The sequence below is a fragment of the Geodermatophilus sp. SYSU D00697 genome (assembly GCF_054050175.1).
On sequence record NZ_JBJGYV010000007.1, the window covers coordinates 1 to 17,239 of the forward strand.

Annotated in this window: 14 protein-coding genes; 8 read left to right on the forward strand and 6 right to left on the reverse strand. The window is 75.0% G+C overall.

Annotated elements, in window-relative coordinates; genetic code table 11:
• Nucleotides 1–161 precede the first annotated feature (161 nt).
• Both rhaI and ACI79C_RS08290 read right to left on the reverse strand, forming a co-directional pair.
• On the reverse strand, nucleotides 162–1,331 hold the full coding sequence (gene rhaI / locus ACI79C_RS08285; protein ID WP_456945157.1) for an L-rhamnose isomerase: 1,170 nt from the start codon (nucleotides 1,329–1,331) through the stop codon (nucleotides 162–164).
• Entirely contained in the window at nucleotides 1,328–1,690 is a 363-nt protein-coding gene (locus ACI79C_RS08290; protein WP_456945158.1) for an L-rhamnose mutarotase, read from the reverse strand. The genes rhaI and ACI79C_RS08290 overlap by 4 nt, the downstream gene beginning before the upstream one ends.
• Before the next feature lie 159 nt (nucleotides 1,691–1,849).
• On the opposite strand from ACI79C_RS08290, the gene ACI79C_RS08295 reads away from it, so the two are divergent.
• Genes ACI79C_RS08295 through ACI79C_RS08310 form a run of 4 tightly spaced genes read left to right on the forward strand, consistent with a single transcriptional unit; the run spans nucleotide 1,850 to nucleotide 5,770 of the window.
• The gene (locus tag ACI79C_RS08295) at nucleotides 1,850–2,857 is read left to right on the forward strand and encodes a LacI family DNA-binding transcriptional regulator (protein WP_456945307.1); all 1,008 of its coding nucleotides are present in this window, start codon (nucleotides 1,850–1,852) and stop codon (nucleotides 2,855–2,857) included.
• A complete protein-coding gene (locus ACI79C_RS08300; RefSeq protein WP_456945159.1) occupies nucleotides 2,854–3,627 on the forward strand; it encodes a (Fe-S)-binding protein in 774 nt (257 codons plus the stop codon). The genes ACI79C_RS08295 and ACI79C_RS08300 overlap by 4 nt, the downstream gene beginning before the upstream one ends.
• Complete coding sequence (locus tag ACI79C_RS08305; protein WP_456945160.1) at nucleotides 3,624–5,150, forward strand: LutB/LldF family L-lactate oxidation iron-sulfur protein; 1,527 nt, start codon at nucleotides 3,624–3,626, stop codon at nucleotides 5,148–5,150. The genes ACI79C_RS08300 and ACI79C_RS08305 overlap by 4 nt, the downstream gene beginning before the upstream one ends.
• Nucleotides 5,147–5,770, forward strand: coding sequence for a LutC/YkgG family protein (locus ACI79C_RS08310; RefSeq protein ID WP_456945161.1), 624 nt, complete (start codon nucleotides 5,147–5,149; stop codon nucleotides 5,768–5,770). Before ACI79C_RS08305 ends, ACI79C_RS08310 begins: the two co-directional genes overlap by 4 nt.
• 153 nt (nucleotides 5,771–5,923) lie before the next feature.
• Here ACI79C_RS08310 and ACI79C_RS08315 read toward each other — a convergent pair whose 3' ends face one another.
• Nucleotides 5,924–6,379, reverse strand: coding sequence for a response regulator (locus ACI79C_RS08315; protein ID WP_456945162.1), 456 nt, complete (start codon nucleotides 6,377–6,379; stop codon nucleotides 5,924–5,926).
• Nucleotides 6,380–6,629: 250 nt separating this feature from the next.
• Between ACI79C_RS08315 and ACI79C_RS08320 the strand changes: the two genes are divergently transcribed.
• Both ACI79C_RS08320 and ACI79C_RS08325 read left to right on the forward strand, forming a co-directional pair.
• Nucleotides 6,630–7,355 (forward strand): hypothetical protein, encoded by a 726-nt coding sequence (locus ACI79C_RS08320; protein WP_456945163.1) that lies wholly within the window; start codon nucleotides 6,630–6,632, stop codon nucleotides 7,353–7,355.
• Nucleotides 7,352–10,570, forward strand: a complete 3,219-nt coding sequence (locus tag ACI79C_RS08325; RefSeq protein WP_456945164.1) for a bifunctional cytochrome P450/NADPH--P450 reductase — start codon at nucleotides 7,352–7,354, stop codon at nucleotides 10,568–10,570. The genes ACI79C_RS08320 and ACI79C_RS08325 overlap by 4 nt, the downstream gene beginning before the upstream one ends.
• 9 nt (nucleotides 10,571–10,579) lie before the next feature.
• Here ACI79C_RS08325 and ACI79C_RS08330 read toward each other — a convergent pair whose 3' ends face one another.
• The 3 genes from ACI79C_RS08330 to ACI79C_RS08340 all read right to left on the reverse strand — a co-directional run bounded on the left by ACI79C_RS08330 (nucleotide 10,580) and on the right by ACI79C_RS08340 (nucleotide 15,522).
• Nucleotides 10,580–12,106, reverse strand: a complete 1,527-nt coding sequence (locus tag ACI79C_RS08330) for an MFS transporter (RefSeq protein ID WP_456945165.1) — start codon at nucleotides 12,104–12,106, stop codon at nucleotides 10,580–10,582.
• Nucleotides 12,107–12,356: 250 nt separating this feature from the next.
• The gene (locus ACI79C_RS08335) at nucleotides 12,357–13,790 is read right to left on the reverse strand and encodes an ATP-binding protein (protein ID WP_456945166.1); all 1,434 of its coding nucleotides are present in this window, start codon (nucleotides 13,788–13,790) and stop codon (nucleotides 12,357–12,359) included.
• A gap of 73 nt (nucleotides 13,791–13,863) precedes the next feature.
• On the reverse strand, nucleotides 13,864–15,522 hold the full coding sequence (locus ACI79C_RS08340; RefSeq protein ID WP_456945167.1) for an FAD-dependent oxidoreductase: 1,659 nt from the start codon (nucleotides 15,520–15,522) through the stop codon (nucleotides 13,864–13,866).
• Nucleotides 15,523–15,714: 192 nt separating this feature from the next.
• Between ACI79C_RS08340 and ACI79C_RS08345 the strand changes: the two genes are divergently transcribed.
• Complete coding sequence (locus tag ACI79C_RS08345) at nucleotides 15,715–16,062, forward strand: UBP-type zinc finger domain-containing protein (protein WP_456945168.1); 348 nt, start codon at nucleotides 15,715–15,717, stop codon at nucleotides 16,060–16,062.
• A gap of 161 nt (nucleotides 16,063–16,223) precedes the next feature.
• A complete protein-coding gene (locus tag ACI79C_RS08350; protein ID WP_456945169.1) occupies nucleotides 16,224–17,060 on the forward strand; it encodes a hypothetical protein in 837 nt (278 codons plus the stop codon).
• The last annotated feature ends 179 nt before the right edge of the window (nucleotides 17,061–17,239 follow it).

A 17,239-nucleotide genomic window follows, 5' to 3' on the forward strand; every position in this document is an offset into this window, starting at 1 on the left:
CCGGACCCCCGGTCACCGGATCGACCCCGGCACCCTTGGCCGAGGTGTTCCCCCCCGCGTAGTTGGTGTTCCGCGGATCGCCACCCAGCCGGTTGCTCCGCCCGATCAGCTCACTGACCACGGGGTTCGTCATGGTTGTCCGTTCTCCGATCTCGGTGTGGTCAGGCGCCCCAGCCGGCCTGCTGGCCGCCGACGCGCTCCCCCTCGATGCGCTCCTGGTACCCGCTGCGCGAGAAGGCGGCGTACGGGTCGCCGTCCAGCCCCTGGGACTCGCGCAGCTCGGCGAGCAGCGGGCGGACGTCGGTGGAGAAGGCGTCGGTCAGCGCGCCGTGCGCGGCGAGCACGTCACCGGAGGACTGCGCGGCGGCGAGCGCCTCGCGGTCGACCAGCAGCGCCTTGGCCGTGGCCTCCTGCACGTTCATCACCGAGCGGATCTGGCCGGGGATCTTCGGCTCGATGTTGTGGCACTGGTCGAGCATGAAGTTGACCTTCGACTCCGGGCGCAACGCGTCCGCGGCCACGATCTCGTTCATGATCCGGAACAGCTGGAACGGGTCGGCGGAGCCGACGATCAGGTCGTCGTCGCCGTAGTAGCGGGAGTTGAAGTCGAAGGCGCCCAGCCGGCCCACCCGCAGCAGCTGCATGACGATGAACTCGATGTTGGTGCCCGGCGCGTGGTGGCCGGTGTCGAGCACGACGGTCGCCTGGTCGCCGAGGGCCAGGCAGTGCAGCAGCGAGGTGCCCCAGTCGGGGATGTCCATCGCGTAGAAGTACGGCTCGTAGAACTTGTACTCGAGCAGCAGCCGGTGGCCCGGGTCGAGCAGCGCGTAGATCTGCTGGAGCGAGTCGGCCAGCCGGTCCTGGCGGCCGCGCAGGTCGTCCTGGCCGGCGTAGTTGGTGCCGTCGGGCAGCCACAGCTTGAGGTCGGTCGAGCCGGTGGCGCGCATGACGTCGACGCACTGCGCGTGGTGGGCGATCGCCTTGTCCCGGACCGCCTTGGCCGGGTGGGTCAGCGACCCGAGCCGGTAGTCGTCGTCCTGGAACAGGTTGGAGTTGATCGCGCCGATCGAGACGCCGAGGTCGGCGGCGTGCGCGGCGAGCTTGGAGAAGTCGTCGACGAGGTCCCACGGGATGTGCAGCGACACCCGCGGCGCGGCGCCGGTGTACCGGTGCACCTGGGCCGCGTCCTCGAGCTTCTCGAAGGGGTCGCGGGCCACGCCGGGCTGGCCGAACACCTTGAACCGGGTGCCGGAGTTGCCGAACGCCCACGAGGGCAGCTCGATCGTCTGCTGTGCCAGGGCCTCGAGGGCGCGGGTACGTGGTGTCGTCACGGTCGGTCTCCTGTCTGTGCCGTGGTGGGCTCGCCGGCCGCGGCCAGCTGGGCGTCGAGGTCGAAGACGAGGTCCAGGGTGGCCTTGCCGCGGCCGTCGCCGGTCTCGAAGAAGGGGGCCATCTCCTCCTCCCAGCGGGCGCTCACCGCAGCGGCGTCCACCGCGGCCTGTGCCGCCCCGAGGTCGTCGGTCAGCACGGTGCCCACCAGCAGGCCGTCGTCGCGGAGGAACAGCTGGTACTCCCGCCAGCCGGCATCCCGGAGAGCGGTCAGCATCTCCGGCCAGACGGCGGCGTGCCGCGCGCGGTAGTCGGCCAGCCGGTCGCGCCGGACCTGGAGGGTGAAGCAGACGCGGGGCACGGGTCCTCCGGCGGTCCCGCCCGGCCTCGGTGCCGGGACGGCGGGGTGAAACGTTTCACTCCAATGTGGTGCAGACCATAGCCAGTGCGGTAGGAATGCGTCAAGGCGGGCTGGGCGACCGGCGACGACACGTGCTGAGGAGGACCGCTGACCGCGAGCATCCGGGACGTCGCCGGCCGCGCCGGCGTCTCGGTGGGCACCGTCAGCAACGTCCTCAACCGGCCGGAGCTGGTCAGCGCTGCCACCCGCGGCCGGGTCCTCGACGCCATCGCCGAGCTCGGGTTCGTCCGCAACGAGTCGGCCCGGCAGCTGCGGGCCGGCTCCAGCCGCACGGTCGGCCTGGTCGTCCTCGACATCGCCAACCCGTTCTTCACCGACGTCGCCCGCGGGGTGGAGGACGTCGTCAACGCCGCCGGGCTGGCGCTGATCCTGTGCAACTCCGACGACCGGCCGGACAAGGAGGCCGCGCACCTCGCGGTGCTCGCCGAGCAGCGGGTCCAGGGGGTGCTCATCACGCCGACGGCGGAGCTGACCCCCGAGCTGGCGGCGCTGCGCGGTCGCGGCGTCCCGGTGGTGCTGGTCGACCGGCGGGCTCCCGACGCCGACCAGTGCGCCGTCGCGACCGACGACGTCCTCGGGGGCCGGCTGGCCGCGGGGCACCTGCTCGAGTGCGGGCACCGCCGGATCGCCTTCGTCGGCGGGCACTCCGGCCTGCCGCAGGTGCAGGAGCGCCACTCCGGCGTGGCGGCGGCCGTGGGCGCGGCCCCGGACGCCGAGCTGACGGTGCTCTCCCCGGGAGAGCTCACCGTGGCCGGGGGCCGGGAGGCCGCGGCCGAGGTGCTCGCCCTCCCCGCGGCGGACCGCCCGACCGCGGTCGTGTGTGCCAACGACCTCCTGGCACTCGGGGTGCTGCAGGAGATGGTGCGCGCCGGCGTGCGCGTCCCCGACGAGTTCGCCATCGTCGGCTATGACGACATCGAGTTCGCCGCGGCGGCCGCCGTCCCCCTGACGTCGGTCCGCAAGCCGCGCCAGTTGCTCGGCCGCAGGGCCGCCGAGCTGCTGTTGGACGAGGCCCGCGCGGGGCACCGGCACGAACAGCCGGTGTTCGAGCCGGAGCTGGTGGTGCGGGAGTCGAGCAGGGTGCGCGGCGGGGAGGAGACGGGATGAGGGTGGCGCTGTTCGCCACGTGCCTGGTGGACACGATGGTGCCGCAGGTGGCGATGGCGACCGCGACGCTGCTGGAGCGGCTGGGCCACGAGGTCGTCGTCCCGCCGGGGCAGACCTGCTGCGGGCAGATGCACGTCAACACCGGCTACCGGCGCGAGGCGGTGCCGATCGTCGCCAACCACGTGCGGGCGCTCGCCGGCGCGGAGGCGGTGGTGGCGCCGTCCGGCTCCTGCGTGGCCTCGATCCACCACCAGCAGGCGATGGTGGCCCGCCGGGCCGGGGAGTCCGCGCTGGCCGAGGAGGCCGAGGCGCTGGCCGCGCGCACCTTCGAGCTCTCGCAGTTCCTCGTCGACGTCCTGGGCGTCACCGACGTCGGCGCCTACTACCCGCACCGGGTCACCTACCACCCGACCTGCCACTCGCTGCGCCTGCTGCGGGTCGGCGACCGGCCGCTGCAACTGCTGCGGGCCGTCCGCGGGCTCGAGCTGGTCGAGCTGCCCGGCGCCGACCAGTGCTGCGGCTTCGGCGGCACGTTCGCGGTGAAGAACGCCGACACCTCGACCGCGATGCTCACCGACAAGATGGCCAACGTGCTCTCCACGCACGCCGAGGTCTGCACCGCCGGCGACGCCTCCTGTCTGATGCACATCGGCGGCGGCCTCTCCCGGCTGCGCTCGGGCACGCGGACGGTGCACCTGGCCGAGATCCTCGCCTCGACCGAAGAGGCCGTGAGCCCCCACCAGACGACGAAGCCGGCGGTGCCCGCGTGACCACGACGTCTCCCCCGCCGATGCACGAGTCGGTGCCCCCGCCGGCGCCGACCTTCCTCGGCCTGCCGACCGCGCCCCGCGGGGTCGGCCACCTGCGCGGCGACCGGCCCTTCCCCGACGCCGCCCGCGACGCGCTCCGGAACGGGCAGCTGCGGGCCAACCTCGGCCACGCGACCAGCACCATCCGCCGCAAACGGGCCGCGGTCGTCGGCGAGGTGCCCGACTGGGAGGAGTTGCGGCAGGCCGGCAAGGCGCTCAAGACCGCGACCATGGCCCGCCTCGACGAGCACCTGGAAGAGCTCGAGCGGCAGGTCACGGCGCGCGGCGGCACGGTGCACTGGGCCCGCGACGCCACCGAGGCCAACGCGATCGTCACCCGGCTCGTGCAGGCGACCGGCGCCGACGAGGTGGTCAAGGTCAAGTCGATGGCCACCCAGGAGATCGGCCTCAACGAGGCGCTGGAGGCGGCCGGGATCACCGCGCACGAGACCGACCTCGCCGAGCTCATCGTCCAGCTCGGGGACGACGCGCCGTCGCACATCCTCGTCCCGGCGATCCACAAGAACCGCGCCGAGATCCGCGAGATCTTCCTGCGCACCATGCCGCAGTTCGCCGAGCCCGGTGCCGGGGCCGACCTGACCGACGAGCCGCGCCGGCTGGCGATGGCCGCGCGGGCACACCTGCGCGAGCGGTTCCTGCGCGCCCGGGTGGCCATCAGCGGCGCCAACTTCGCCGTCGCCGAGACCGGCACCCTGGCCGTCGTCGAGTCCGAGGGCAACGGCCGGATGTGCCTGACCCTGCCCGACACGCTGATCACCGTCATGGGCATCGAGAAGCTGGTGCCCACCTGGCGCGACCTCGAGGTCTTCCTCCAGCTCCTCCCCCGGTCCTCCACCGGCGAGCGGATGAACCCCTACACCTCGATGTGGACCGGGGTCACGCCCGGCGACGGCCCGCAGGAGTTCCATCTCGTGCTGCTCGACAACGGGCGGACGGCGGTGCTCGCCGACGAGGTGGGCCGCGAGGCGCTGCACTGCATCCGCTGCTCGGCCTGCCTCAACGTCTGCCCGGTCTACGAGCGCACCGGCGGACACGCCTACGGCTCGGTCTACCCCGGCCCGATCGGCGCGGTCCTGTCCCCGCAGCTGACCGGGGTCGAGGACAACGCCTCGCTCCCCTACGCCTCCTCGCTCTGCGGCGCCTGCTACGACGCCTGCCCGGTGGCCATCGACATCCCGTCGATCCTGGTGCACCTGCGGGCCGAGCACGTCGAGGCGCAGGAGAAGGTCACGCCGGAGGCGGCGGCCTTCCGGACCCTGGCGACGGCGATGTCGCGGCCACGGCTGTGGCGCCTGGCCCAGCGCGCCGCCGGTCTCGGCCGGTTCCTGGCCCGCGGTCGGCCGACGCTGCCCCCCGCGCTGCCACCGCCGTTGTCGGGCTGGACCCGCAGCCGCGACCTGCCCACCCCACCGCGGGAGACCTTCACCCAGCAGTGGGCCCGGGAGCACGGGGGCCGGTCGTGAGTGCGCGCGAGGAGGTGCTCGGCCGGATCCGCACCGCGCTGGGCGAGCGGCGCGTCGTCCCGGAGGTCCACCGGCACTACCGGACCACCGACGACCGGCCGGTCGGGACGCTGCTCGACGTCCTGACCGACCGGCTCGAGGACTACGAGGCGGCGGTGCTCCGCTGCGCTCCGGACGCGGTGGCCGCCACGGTCGCCGGCGCGCTGGAGACCGGGCTCGGCGCCGGGTGGGCCGTGGCGGACGTCGTCGTCGCGCCGGGGGTCCCCGGTGGCTGGCGGCCCGAGGGCGTGCGCGAGGACGACGGCCGGCCCGCCGTCGAGCTGGCCGCCTTCGCCGCCACCGTCACCGGGGTCGCCGTCGCCGTGGCCGAGACCGGCACCCTGGTGCTCGACGGCTCGCCGCTGTCCGGTCGCCGGGCGCTGTCGCTGCTGCCCGACTGCCTCGTGTGCGTGGTCGAGGCCGGCCAGGTCGTCGGCGGCGTGCCCGAGGCGCTGGCCCGGCTGGAGCCGACCGCGCCGCTCACCATGGTCAGCGGCCCGTCGGCGACCAGCGACATCGAGCTCAACCGGGTCGAGGGCGTGCACGGCCCGCGGACGCTCGTCGTCGTCCTCGTCGCCTGACGAGCCCGGGAGCATCGCAGCGAGCGCCAGCGAGCCGACAGCGAGTGAGCATCGCAGCGAGCGCCGGCGAGCGAGGAGCGGAGCGAGCCGTCAACACGGCGAGCGAGGAGCGACCGGGTCCGGAAGGCGACCGTCGTCCCCGTCGCCCGACCATCACACGTCCAACTCGCGGACCGCGCGCGGGGTCCACGCGGTGCCGCCCGCGGCGAGGTCGCGGATCCGCTGGGGCAGGTCGACCAGGTCGGCGCCCTTGATCAGGTAGCCGACGGCTCCCAGGCGCCGCGCCCGGTGGAAGGTCACCAGGCTGAAGCAGCGCGCGTGCACGACGACGCGCGGGGCCGGCGCGACGTCGAGCAGCTCGCGCGCCGCCTGCAGCGGATCGGTACCGGGCAGCTCCGGGTCCACGAGGACGACGTCCGGGCGGGCGCGCAGGCCCGCCTCGAGGAGCTCGTCCCCCGTCTCGGCCTCCGCGACGACGGCGATGTCGTCGACGTCGTCCAAGCAGTCGCGCAGGACGCAGCGCAGGACCGGGTGCGCGTCGCCCACCAGGAGCGTGGTGACCGGCGCGCGCGGCGGGTCGACGGGCGTCGCGGGCCGGATGAGCCTCATCGTCACGCCCTGGAGACGCCCCGGCAGCGCTCCCATGACGCCGCCCAGCCCAGGGGCGTGCGCCGTCGCGGAGCTCACCGGGAGTGGGCGACCCGGCGACCCCGGTGACCGACCGGCGGCCTGCTCCCGGGAACCGCCTGCGGGCCCGTTGACCGGGATCGGGAGCGGGTGTAGGAGGGTGCGGTTCCTCCCCGGCCGTGGGCCAGACCACGCCCGGAACGCCCGGGGCCGGCGGTCGCCGGAGGGCACCATGCGCGTCCCGACACGGACCCCGGCGGACCGCCCGAGCGCGGCACCGGCCGACCCCGCCACCACCGCGCTGGTCGCCGCGCACGCCCGCACGGCAGGGTGGTCCGGGTTCGTCCTCGCCGCGCTGATCGTCGCAGCGCTCGTCCTGGTCAGCCGCATCCCGGGGCTCGGGGACCCCGACGACGCCTACCGCGCCTTCTACGACGGCGGAGGGGCCGACACGCTCACGGTGGTCGGGCTCTACCTGGTGCCGTTCGCGGGGATCGCCTGCCTGTGGCACGCGATGGCCACCCGCACGGCCTTCCAGCTGCGCCGTCCGCGGTCGTGGGCGGAGATCCCGCACTGGCTGCACCTGGCCAGCGCCGTCCTGTTCGTCTGCATGCTGTTCGCGGGGTCGGCCGCGGCCGGTGCCGTCGCGCTGCTCACCCGCTTCTCCGACGCCCCGCTGCCCGGGCCCGACGTCGCCCGGGCGCTGTCCTCGGTCGGCTACACGCTGGTCTTCGTCTACGGGGTCCGAGCCGCCGGGATGTACATGATCACCACCACCGGCCTGGCGACCGCGGCCGGGATGCTGCCCCGCCCGCTCGCGGTCGTCAGCTACCTGCTGGCCGGGTTCCTGCTGGTCAGCGTGACCTTCCACCCCGCGATCCTGCTGGTGTTCCCGGCCTGGGTGCTGCTGGTGAGCACCGTGCTGCTGGTGCGCCGGCCGACAGGAGCGTCCCCATGACCGCGACCATCGCCCTCGACGAGGTCCCCGGCCCGCGTGGCGTGCCGCTGCTCGGCAACGTCCTGGACATCGACACGGCCAGCCCCTTCGAGAGCCTCATGCGGATGGCCGAGGAGTACGGGCCGCTCTTCCGGCTCACCGTCCCCGGCGGCACGCGGCTGATCGTGTCGGGGCCGGAGCTGGTCGCGGAGGTCTGCGACGACGCCCGGTTCGACAAGCTGGTCGGCGGCGGGCTGGCCAACCTGAAGAAGGACGCCCTCGACAACGGGCTGTTCACGTCCGACACCGAGGACCCGCTGTGGCACCGGGCGCACGAGATCCTGATGAGCCCGTTCAGCCTGCAGGCGATGCGCGACTACCTGCCGAAGATGCTCGACATCGCCGAGCAGCTGGTGGAGAAGTGGTCGCGGCTCAACCCGGGAGAGGAGGTCGACGTCCCGGCCGACATGACCCGGCTGACCCTCGACACCATCGCGCTGTGCGGCTTCGGCTACCGGTTCAACTCCTTCTACCGGGAGACCCCGCACCCGTTCGTCGACGCGATGATCCGCACGCTGAGCGAGTCCCAGGCCCGCGCCCGGCAGCTGCCGATCCAGACCCGGCTGAAGGTCCGGGCCCAGCGACAGCTCGACGAGGACCAGGCGTTCATGAACGGCCTGGTCGACCGGCTCATCGCCGAACGCCGGGCACAGGGGGACGCCGCGGACACCACCGACCTGCTCGGCCGGATGCTGACCGGGGTGGACAGGGACGGCGAGCGGCTGCCCGACCGCAACATCCGGGCGCAGTGCATCACCTTCCTCATCGCCGGGCACGAGACGACCTCCGGGCTGCTGTCGTTCGCGCTGTACTACCTGGTCGCCAACCCGCGCTTCCTCGACCGGGCCCGCGCGGAGGTCGACACCGTGCTCGGCCGCGCGGCGTCCCCCACGTTCGAGCAGGTGCAGCGGCTGCGCTACGTCCGGCAGGTTCTCGACGAGTCGCTGCGGCTCTGGCCGACCGCGCCGGGCTTCACCCGCGCGCCGTTCGAGGACACCGTGGTCGGCGGCCGCTACGCGATCCCCGCGCACACCCCGATCACCGTGCTCACGCCGGCGCTGCACCGCGCCACCTCGGTGTGGGGTCCCGATGCCGCGCAGTTCGACCCCGACCACGTGGCCCCCGAACGGCTGGCCGCGCTCCCGCCGCACGCCTACAAGCCCTTCGGCACCGGGCAGCGGGCCTGCATCGGGCGCCAGTTCGCCCTGCAGGAGGCCGCCCTCGTGCTCGGCCTGCTGCTGCAGCGCTTCGACCTGGTCGACAGCCGCGGCTACCAGCTGCGCACCAAGACCACCCTCACGATCAAGCCCGACGACTTCCACCTGCAGGTGCTGCCGCGGGTGGACGTCCCCCTCGGCATCCCGGTCCAACGGACCGGACCGGAGCCCGCCGCCCGGACCGCCGCCCCGCAGGTCGCACCGATGCCCCCGGTCTCGCGGCACGGCACGAAGCTGACGGTGCTGTTCGGCTCCAACCTCGGCACCGCCGAGGCGATCGCCACGAAGCTGGCCCAGGAGGGGACCGAGCGCGGCTTCGACGTGACGCTGGGGGCCCTCGACGACCACGTCGACGACCTGCCCGCGGGCGGAGCCCTGCTCGTGGTCTGCTCCTCCTACAACGGGACGCCGCCGGACAACGCCGCCGCGTTCTGCCGCTGGATCAGCTCGGCGCCGCCCGGTGCGGCCGCGGGCGTGACCTACACCGTGTTCGGCTGCGGCAACACCGAGTGGGCCAGCACCTACCAGGCGGTGCCCACCCTGCTGGACCGGGAACTGGCGGCCCACGGCGGCGAGCGGGCGCACGCCCGCGGTGAGGGCAACGCGGCCGGGGACTTCGACGCGGAGTACCGCACGTGGCACGGCGACCTCTGGCCGACCCTCGCCACCGCGCTGGACCTGCCGGACGACGTCGCCACTCCCGCACCCGCCGGCCCGCGGCTGTCGATCACGCTGACCAACCGGCAGCTCACCAACCCGGTGGTCCTCTCCTACCGGGCGCGCCCGGCCCGGGTGCTGGCCAACCGGGAGCTGCTCGGCGCCGGCCCGTACGGGGCGCCCGGGCGGTCCACCCGGCACATCGAGGTGGCCCTGCCCGAGGACCAGCACTACCGCGCCGGCGACCACCTCGGGGTGCTGCCGCGCAACAGCGCCGAGCTGCTCCGCCGGGTCATGGGCCACTTCGGCCTGGACGCCGGGCAGTACGTCACGATCATCCCCACCTCCGGATCGCACACCCACCTGCCCATCGACGAGCCCGCGCCCGTGCTCGGAGTGCTCGGCAGCTGCGTGGAGCTGCAGGACGTCGCCACCCGGGACGACATCGAGGTCCTCGCCCGCCACACCGCCGACCCGGCGCAGCGGGCGGCGCTCGAGCGGCTCGCCGCGGACGACGAGTGGTACCGGGAACAGGTCCACGCCCCCAACCGGTCGGTGATCGACCTGCTCGAGGCCCACCCGGCCTGCGCGCTGCCCTTCGAGGAGTACCTCGATCTGCTGCCGCCGCTGCGGCCGCGCTTCTACTCCATCTCCTCCTCGCCGCTGACCAGCCCCGACGTCTGCAGCATCACCGCGGGCGTGGTGCACGGCCCCGCCCGCTCCGGCGGGGGGACCTTCACCGGGGTCGCCTCGGGCCACCTCGCGCAGCTGCCGGTGAACGGGACGGTGTTCGTCTTCGTGCGCGAGCCGACGATCCCGTTCCGGCCGCCGGAGCCGCAGGTGCCGATGCTCATGGTGGCCGCCGGGACGGGGCTGGCCCCCTTCCGCGGCTTCCTCCAGGAACGGGCGGCCCAGCGCGACCAGGGCGCCCCGGTGGCGCGGTCGCTGCTGGTCTTCGGCTGCCGCGAGCCCGGCTCGGACCTGCTCTACGCCGACGAGCTGCTCGACTTCCAGCGGCGCGGCCTGGTCCGGGTGGAGAACGCCTTCTCCCGGGACGACGGCCGGCCCTGCCGCTACGTGCAGGACGCGGTCCTCGACTGCGCCGACGAGGTGTGGGACCTGCTCCAGCAGGGCGCCGTCGTCCTGGTCTGCGGCAACGCCGCGACCATCGCCCCCGGGGTCCGCAGCGCGCTGGTGCGGGTCTTCCGGGAGCGGACCGGGACCGGCGAGGCCGACGCGCAGGCCTGGCTCGCCGGGCTGCGCGCCGCCGACCGCCTGGTGGAGGACATCTGGGGCGGCTGACCCCTCGGCTCAGGGGTGGGCGTGGCCCCGGTGGTCGGCGTGCTCGCGGTCGGCGTCGTCGCGCTCGGCCGCCTCGGCGGCGTCCCGCCGGCGGTTGCCGCGCAGGTCGACCACCCCGAGCACGAGGGCGGCGCCGACCCCGACCACGGCCACCGCGAGCCCCGCGGCCGCCGCGGTCGGGTAGTCCTCGCCGGTGGCGCCGAGGACGACGTAGAACAGTCCCGGCAGGGCCGCGGTGCCGATGGCCGCGCCGAAGCGCTGGGCGGTCTGCAGCCCGCCGCCGGCGGCGCCGGCCATCCGGACCGGGACGTCGCGCAGGGTCATGGTGATGTTCGGGGAGATCACGCAGCCACCACCGATCCCGCCGACGAGCAGCGCCGGCGCGGTGGCCCACCCGGCCGCGCTCGACGGGACGGTGAGCAGCACGATCGCCACGGACACCAGGCCGGTGATCACCAGGGCCAGCCCGACCACCGTGATCGCGCGGCCGTACCGCTCGACCAGCCGACCGGCGACCACCGCCGAGACCGCGGCACCGAGGGCGAACGGGGTCACCGCCAGGCCCGACTGCAGCGGGGTGTAGTCCAGGCCGAGCTGGAAGAACAGGGCGAAGACCAGCCAGATGCCGCTGAACCCGACGAAGTAGACGGTGGCCAGGGCCGCGCCGATGGCGTAGCCGCGGGTCTGCGTGACCAGGCGCGGGTCGAAGACCGGCTCCCCGCCGCGCGCAACGACCCGCCGCTCCCAGGCCACGAAGCCGGCCAGCACCGCGGCACCGGCCGGGAACAACCACCACAGCCGGGCCAGCCCGCCGGCCTCCGCCTGCACCAGCGGCAGCAGGACGGCCAGCGCCCCGACGCCGAGCAGCAGGACGCCGCCGACGTCGATGCCGCCGCGCCGTCCGGTCCCACCGCGGGGCAGCAGCCGCCAGGCCAGCACGAACGCCACCACGCCGATCGGCACGTTGACGTAGAAGATCCACCGCCAGCCGCCCGGGCCCGAGGCCAGCGCCAGGATCAGCCCGCCCACGACGGGGCCGACCGCCGTCGAGATGCCCACCGTGGCCCCGAACAGTCCGAACGCCCGGCCGCGCTCGGCTCCGCGGAACAGCTGCTGGATCAGCCCCGAGTTCTGCGGGGCCAGGCACCCCGCGGCCAGCCCCTGGGCGAGCCGGGCGGCGACCAGCAGCCCGACCGTGGGCGCCGCTCCGGCCGCGGCGCTGCACACGACGAACAGCGACAGCCCGACGAGGAACAGCCGCCGCCGGCCGAGTGCGTCACCGAGCCGCCCCGCCGGGACCAGCGCCAGCGCGAAGGTCAGCGCGTACCCCGAGACGACCCACTGCACGGTGGCCGGCGACGCGCCGAGGTCGCGCTGCAGCGACGGCAGCGCGACCGACACGATGCTGACGTCGAGCAGGCTCATGAAACCCACCACGAGCGTCACCCACAGGGCCCGCCAGCGCCGCGGGTCCGGCTGGTAGCCGTCGGGGTCGGCGGCCGGAGCGCCGGAGCGGGCAGCAGGCTGGGTGGTCACGCGGGCGCCTCCGGGGAAGGGCGGAGGCGGGTCGGTCGCTCGCCCTCCGCCCTCGATTCTGCGTCGTCGCGGCCGGTGCTGCCGGGAGGGCCCCTCGGCCCTGGCCGGCTCCGCGAGAACGGTCCTACCGCCCGATCCCCTGCCTCCCGACGATCATGAATCTCGGGTGGCAACACACCCGGGGACGACGGCGTGTCCGATCCCGAGGTCCATGATCGCGGCGGTAGGTCGCGTGGGCCGGGGCCGGGCCTCAGCCGCGGGGGGCCTCCACCAGCGGCAGCAGCGCCTGGAACCGGGTGTCGCCGGGCCGAGACTGCACCCGCAGGTCGCCGCCGTGCCGGTTCACGACGATCCGCCAGGACACGTCCAGGCCCAGGCCCGTGCCCTGCCCCACCGGCTTGGTCGTGAAGAAGGGCTCGAACACCCGGCGGCGCAGGTCCTCGGGGATGCCCGGGCCGGTGTCGGCGACCTCGACCACGGCGCAGTCGCCGTCCCGGGCCGTGCGCAGGGTGAGCGTCCCCTCCCCCGCCATGGCGTCGAGGGCGTTGACGACCAGGTTGGTCCACACCTGGTTGAGCTCGCCGGCGTAGGCGGGGACCGCCGGCAGCGACCGGTCGTAGTCCTTCACGACGGTGACCCCCGGCGGGATCTTGGCGCTGAGCATCACCAGCGTGGCGTCCAGACCGGCGTGCAGGTCGGTGGGCTGGTGCGGCGCGCGGTCGAGCTGCGAGTACTGCTTGGCGGCGTCGACCAGCGCGGAGATGCGGCTGGTGCTGTCGGCGATCTCGCCGATCAGGGTCTCGGTCTCCACCGTGTAGGCCAGCCAGCGCAGCGCCGCCTCCAGCGCCGGGGGCTCGACGGCGGCGGCCACCCGGTCGAGGTCGTCCGGCCCGAGCCCCGCCGGCACGAACACGCCGGCCAGCTCCCACGCCCCGCCGATCCCGTGCTCGTCGAGCCAGTCGCCGAGCTCGTCCTCCCTGTCGGCGCGCTCCAGGGCGCTCACCTCGGCGGCGCTGCCCACCCGGGCGACGAGCTCCTCCTGCAGGTCGGTGAGCGCACGCAGCACCGACGCGTCGAGCTTGCCGGTGGAGAGCAGGGCCAGCTTGTGCCGCATGCCGGCGAAGCGCTCGCGCAGCGAGGCGGCCGCCCGCGAAGCCGCCGCGGCCGGGTTGTTCAGCTCGTGGGTGAGGCCGGCGGAGAGCTTGCCGAGGGCGAGCAGCCGCTCCCGCTGGCTGACCAGCTCGGCGATGTTGCGCTGCCCGAAGAACAGCCCCTCCAGCAGGTGCACCGCCATCGGGTACCAGCGCCGGAAGACCGCCTCGAACTCGGCGGCGGGCAGCGCGAGGAACCGGCAGTCGGTGACCGCCCGCACCGTGCCCGGGTAGGTCTGGGCGATCCGCTCGCCGATGTAGAACTGCACCGCACCGGAGTAGACGCCGCGCTGGGAGGTCCGGATGGTCTCGACCTCGCCCCCGCCGACGAACCGGACCATGCTCATCTCGCCGTCCAGGAGGACGTAGAAGCACGTCGCCGGCTCGCCCTCCACCGACACGTCCGAGCCGGCCGGGCACTCGACCACGTCGCCGTGCTCGGCCACCCACGCCAGCTGCTCGTCGTCGAGGTCGGCGAAGAGGAACAGCTCGCGCAGCTCGGCCGGCGAGAGCCGGCTCGCCGCGGCGGTCACGTCTCCTCCTCGCCGGCGCTCGTCGGAGCCGTGTCCAGGGGGGCCGTGCCTCCGGATGACCTCGCGAGCTCGGTCATCTCTCCCCCAGGTACCGGTGCACGAGCGTGACCGCCATGGCGCCCTCCCCCACGGCGGAGGCGACCCGCTTCACCGAGTCCGACCGCACGTCCCCGGCGACGAACACGCCGGGCAGGCTGGACTCGAGCAGGTAGGGGTCGCGGTCCAGCGACCAGCCCGGCGGGCGGTGCCCGTCCTGCACCAGCGCCGGCCCGGTCGGGATGAACCCGCGGTCGTCGCGCCGGACGGCGCCGTCGAGCCAACCCGTGCGCGGTGCGCCGCCGATGAAGACGAACAGGTGGCTGGCCGGCAGCGTCTCGGTCCCGCCGTCGCGCGCGTCGCGGACCGTGATGGCCTCCAGGTGCCCGTCGCCGTGAGCGGCGTCCACGGTGGTGCAGGTGCGCACGCTGATCGCGGGGATCCCGGCGACCTGCTCGATGAGGTAGGCCGACATGGAGGCCTCCAGGGACGGCCCGCGCACCAGCAGGCAGACCGAGCGCGCATACCGGGAGAAGAACACCGCGGCCTGGCCGGCGGAGTTGGCACCGCCGACGATGAACACGTCCCGGTCGGCGCACTCGGCGGCCTCGGTCATCGCCGACCCGTAGTACACGCCGCGGCCGGTGAGGTCGTCGACGCCGGTCACGCCGAGGCTGCGGTAGGAGACGCCGGTGGCGAGGACGACGGCGTGCGCGGCGACCGCCCGCCCGTCGTCGAGCCGCACCACCCGCTTGGGCCCGTGCGCCTCGAGGGCCACCACGTCGCGGGCCATCAGCAGCTCGGCGCCGAACTTCACCGCCTGCCGCCGGGCGCGGTCGGCCAGCTGCCCGCCGGAGACGCCGTCCGGGAAGCCGAGGTAGTTCTCGATCCGACTGCTCTGCCCCGCCTGCCCGCCGGTGGCCTCGCGCTCGACCAGGACGGTGCGCAGCCCCTCCGAGGCCCCGTACACCGCGGCCCCGAGGCCGGCCGGGCCCCCGCCGACGACGACCAGGTCGTAGAAGTCCTCGCGCGGCTCGGTGTCCAGGCCGGCGACCCCCGCCAGCTCGGCCTCGCTCGGGTGCCGGAGGACCTGCGCGTCGGAGGTGACCACCAGCGGGACGTCGTCCATCCCCGCGCCGGCGGCGGCCAGGATCCGCTGCCCCTCGGGCTCGTCGGCGCTGTACCAGCGGTAGGGCACGGCGTTGCGGGCCAGGAAGTCCCGGGCCCGGAAGGACGGCGCCGACCAGCGGTGGCCGACCAGCTTGACCCCCTCGAAGCCCGTGTCCGGGGCGGCCCGCCAGGCGTCGATCATGCCGTCGACCACCGGGTAGAGCTTCTCCTCCGGCGGGTCCCACGGCTTGAGCAGGTAGGCGTCGACGTCGACGAGGTTGATCGCCGAGATCGCGGCGTCGGTGTCGGCGTAGGCGGTCAGCAGCGCCCGGCGGGCACGGGGGAACAGGTCCATGGCGCGCTCGAGGAACTCGATGCCGTTCATCCCCGGCATCCGGTAGTCGGCCAGCAGCACCGCCACCGGGTCGCCGCGCAGCTTCAGCTCGCGCAGCGCCTCCAGCGCCTCGTCACCGGAGGCGGCACGGAGCACCCGGAAGTCCTCGCCGTACCGGCGTCTCAGGTCGCGGGCGACGGCGCGGGACACCCCGGGGTCGTCGTCCACGCTGAGCAGGACCGGTCTGCCCATGACGTCCTCCTGTCGGCACCGCCGGGGCACGCCGGGCCCGGTGGTGGTGTCCGGGATGGGTGGGGAGCGGGTCACGACTGCGCGGCGCGGGCGGTCGCGGACGCGCGCCACGCTAGTCCGCCGCAGCTCCCCCGCGACACCCTCCCGGGCCTACGGTGGGCACCCCAGCCGTCGGGACGGGAGGGAGCTGCGATGACCGCCACCCCGGGGATCGACCCGTCGGTGCCGCCGAGCGGCACCGGCTGCGTGGAGTGCGAGGCGACCAGCGGCTGGTGGTTCCACCTCCGCCGCTGCGCGCAGTGCGGCCACGTCGGCTGCTGCGACTCCTCGCCGTCCCGCCACGCCCGGGAGCACGCGGCCACCGCGGGCCACCCGGTGGTGCGCAGCTTCGAGCCGGGCGAGGGGTGGTTCTGGGACTTCACCCGCGAGGACGTCGTCGCCGGTCCGGCGCTGGCCCCGCCGCTGCACCACCCCCTCGACCAGCCCGCCCCCGGCCCGCGCGGCCGGGTGCCCGCCGACTGGCGGTCGCGGCTGCACTGAGAGAGGGCCGGTCCTCCTCGCCCGCCGGGAACGCGGCGCGTCGTGTGCGACGCGCCGGACTTCCGCTCGGTCCCGTTCCGCGCGGCCTGCTGGCGGGCTGCCGCCCGCCCTACCCTCGGTGTGACGGGCGTCTCCCCGCGCCCGCGTCGTCGGAGGCACCGATGGCCGAGTCCCCCCAGCCGCCCTCCCGCCCCGGCCCGCCCGCGCCGCGCAGTCCTGACCCGCTCCCCTCGCCGTCCGATGCGCACGACGGGGCCACCGTCCCGCTGCCGGTCCCCGGTCCGGAGGACGCCGGGGCCGCCCCGACCGCGGCGGACACCGGGCCCGGCCCGACCATCCTGGGGTTCCCGGCCGAGCCGCCTGAGGACATGGCGGCCGAGCCGCCCGAGGACATGGCGGCCGAGCCGCTTCCGGTCGGAGCCGGGCCCGGCCTCGCGCGGTCAGCGGACAGCGGGACCGGCGGCGTCGCCGTCGCCGAGCGTCCACCCCCGGCGGCGACCGGCCCGAGGGCGGGCGCCCCTGACGTCACCCGCGGGCTGGTCGCGCTCCGGCGCGCCGACCGGGTCGGTGCCGCCGCCCTCCTGCTCGCCGGCCTCGCCGCGGGCCTGGGCCTCTGGCTGCCCTGGGGGAGGGGTGCGGGGACGGCCGGCCTGGTGCCGGTCCTGGAGGCGTTCGGCACGCTGGGCACCGGCAGCGGTGAGCTGCCCGGCAGCGACGTCTGGGCACCACTCGTGGTCGTGGCGGGCGGGGCCGTCCTCTTCCTCCTGGGGCTGTCCCTCCTGCGCCGCGCGCGCACCCACCGGCTGGTGGGCCTGCTGGCACTGGTCGTCGCGGAGGCCGTGGCCGTCGGCGTCGTCGTCGTCCTCTCCGGTGCCGGGTGGAGCCCCGCCCGGCTCGGGCCCGGCGCGTGGTGCGCCGTCGCCGTCGCGGTCCTGGGGCTGCTGGGTGCGCTGAAGGCGCTGCTCACCACCCCCGCCGTCGCGGTCGAACCCCGCTGACCTCCGGGACCGCGGCCGGGCGGTCCCGGCCGCACGGAGGCCGCCGGCGAGGTGTCCCGCGCCACTTGACAGGACGGTGTGACGGGCAGCACCATTCCTGCAACCGGTTCCTGCAACCGGTTGCACCGACTCTGAAACAGTCGTCCCGGTCGGCTCCGGACCCGCTTCCCAGGCTCCCG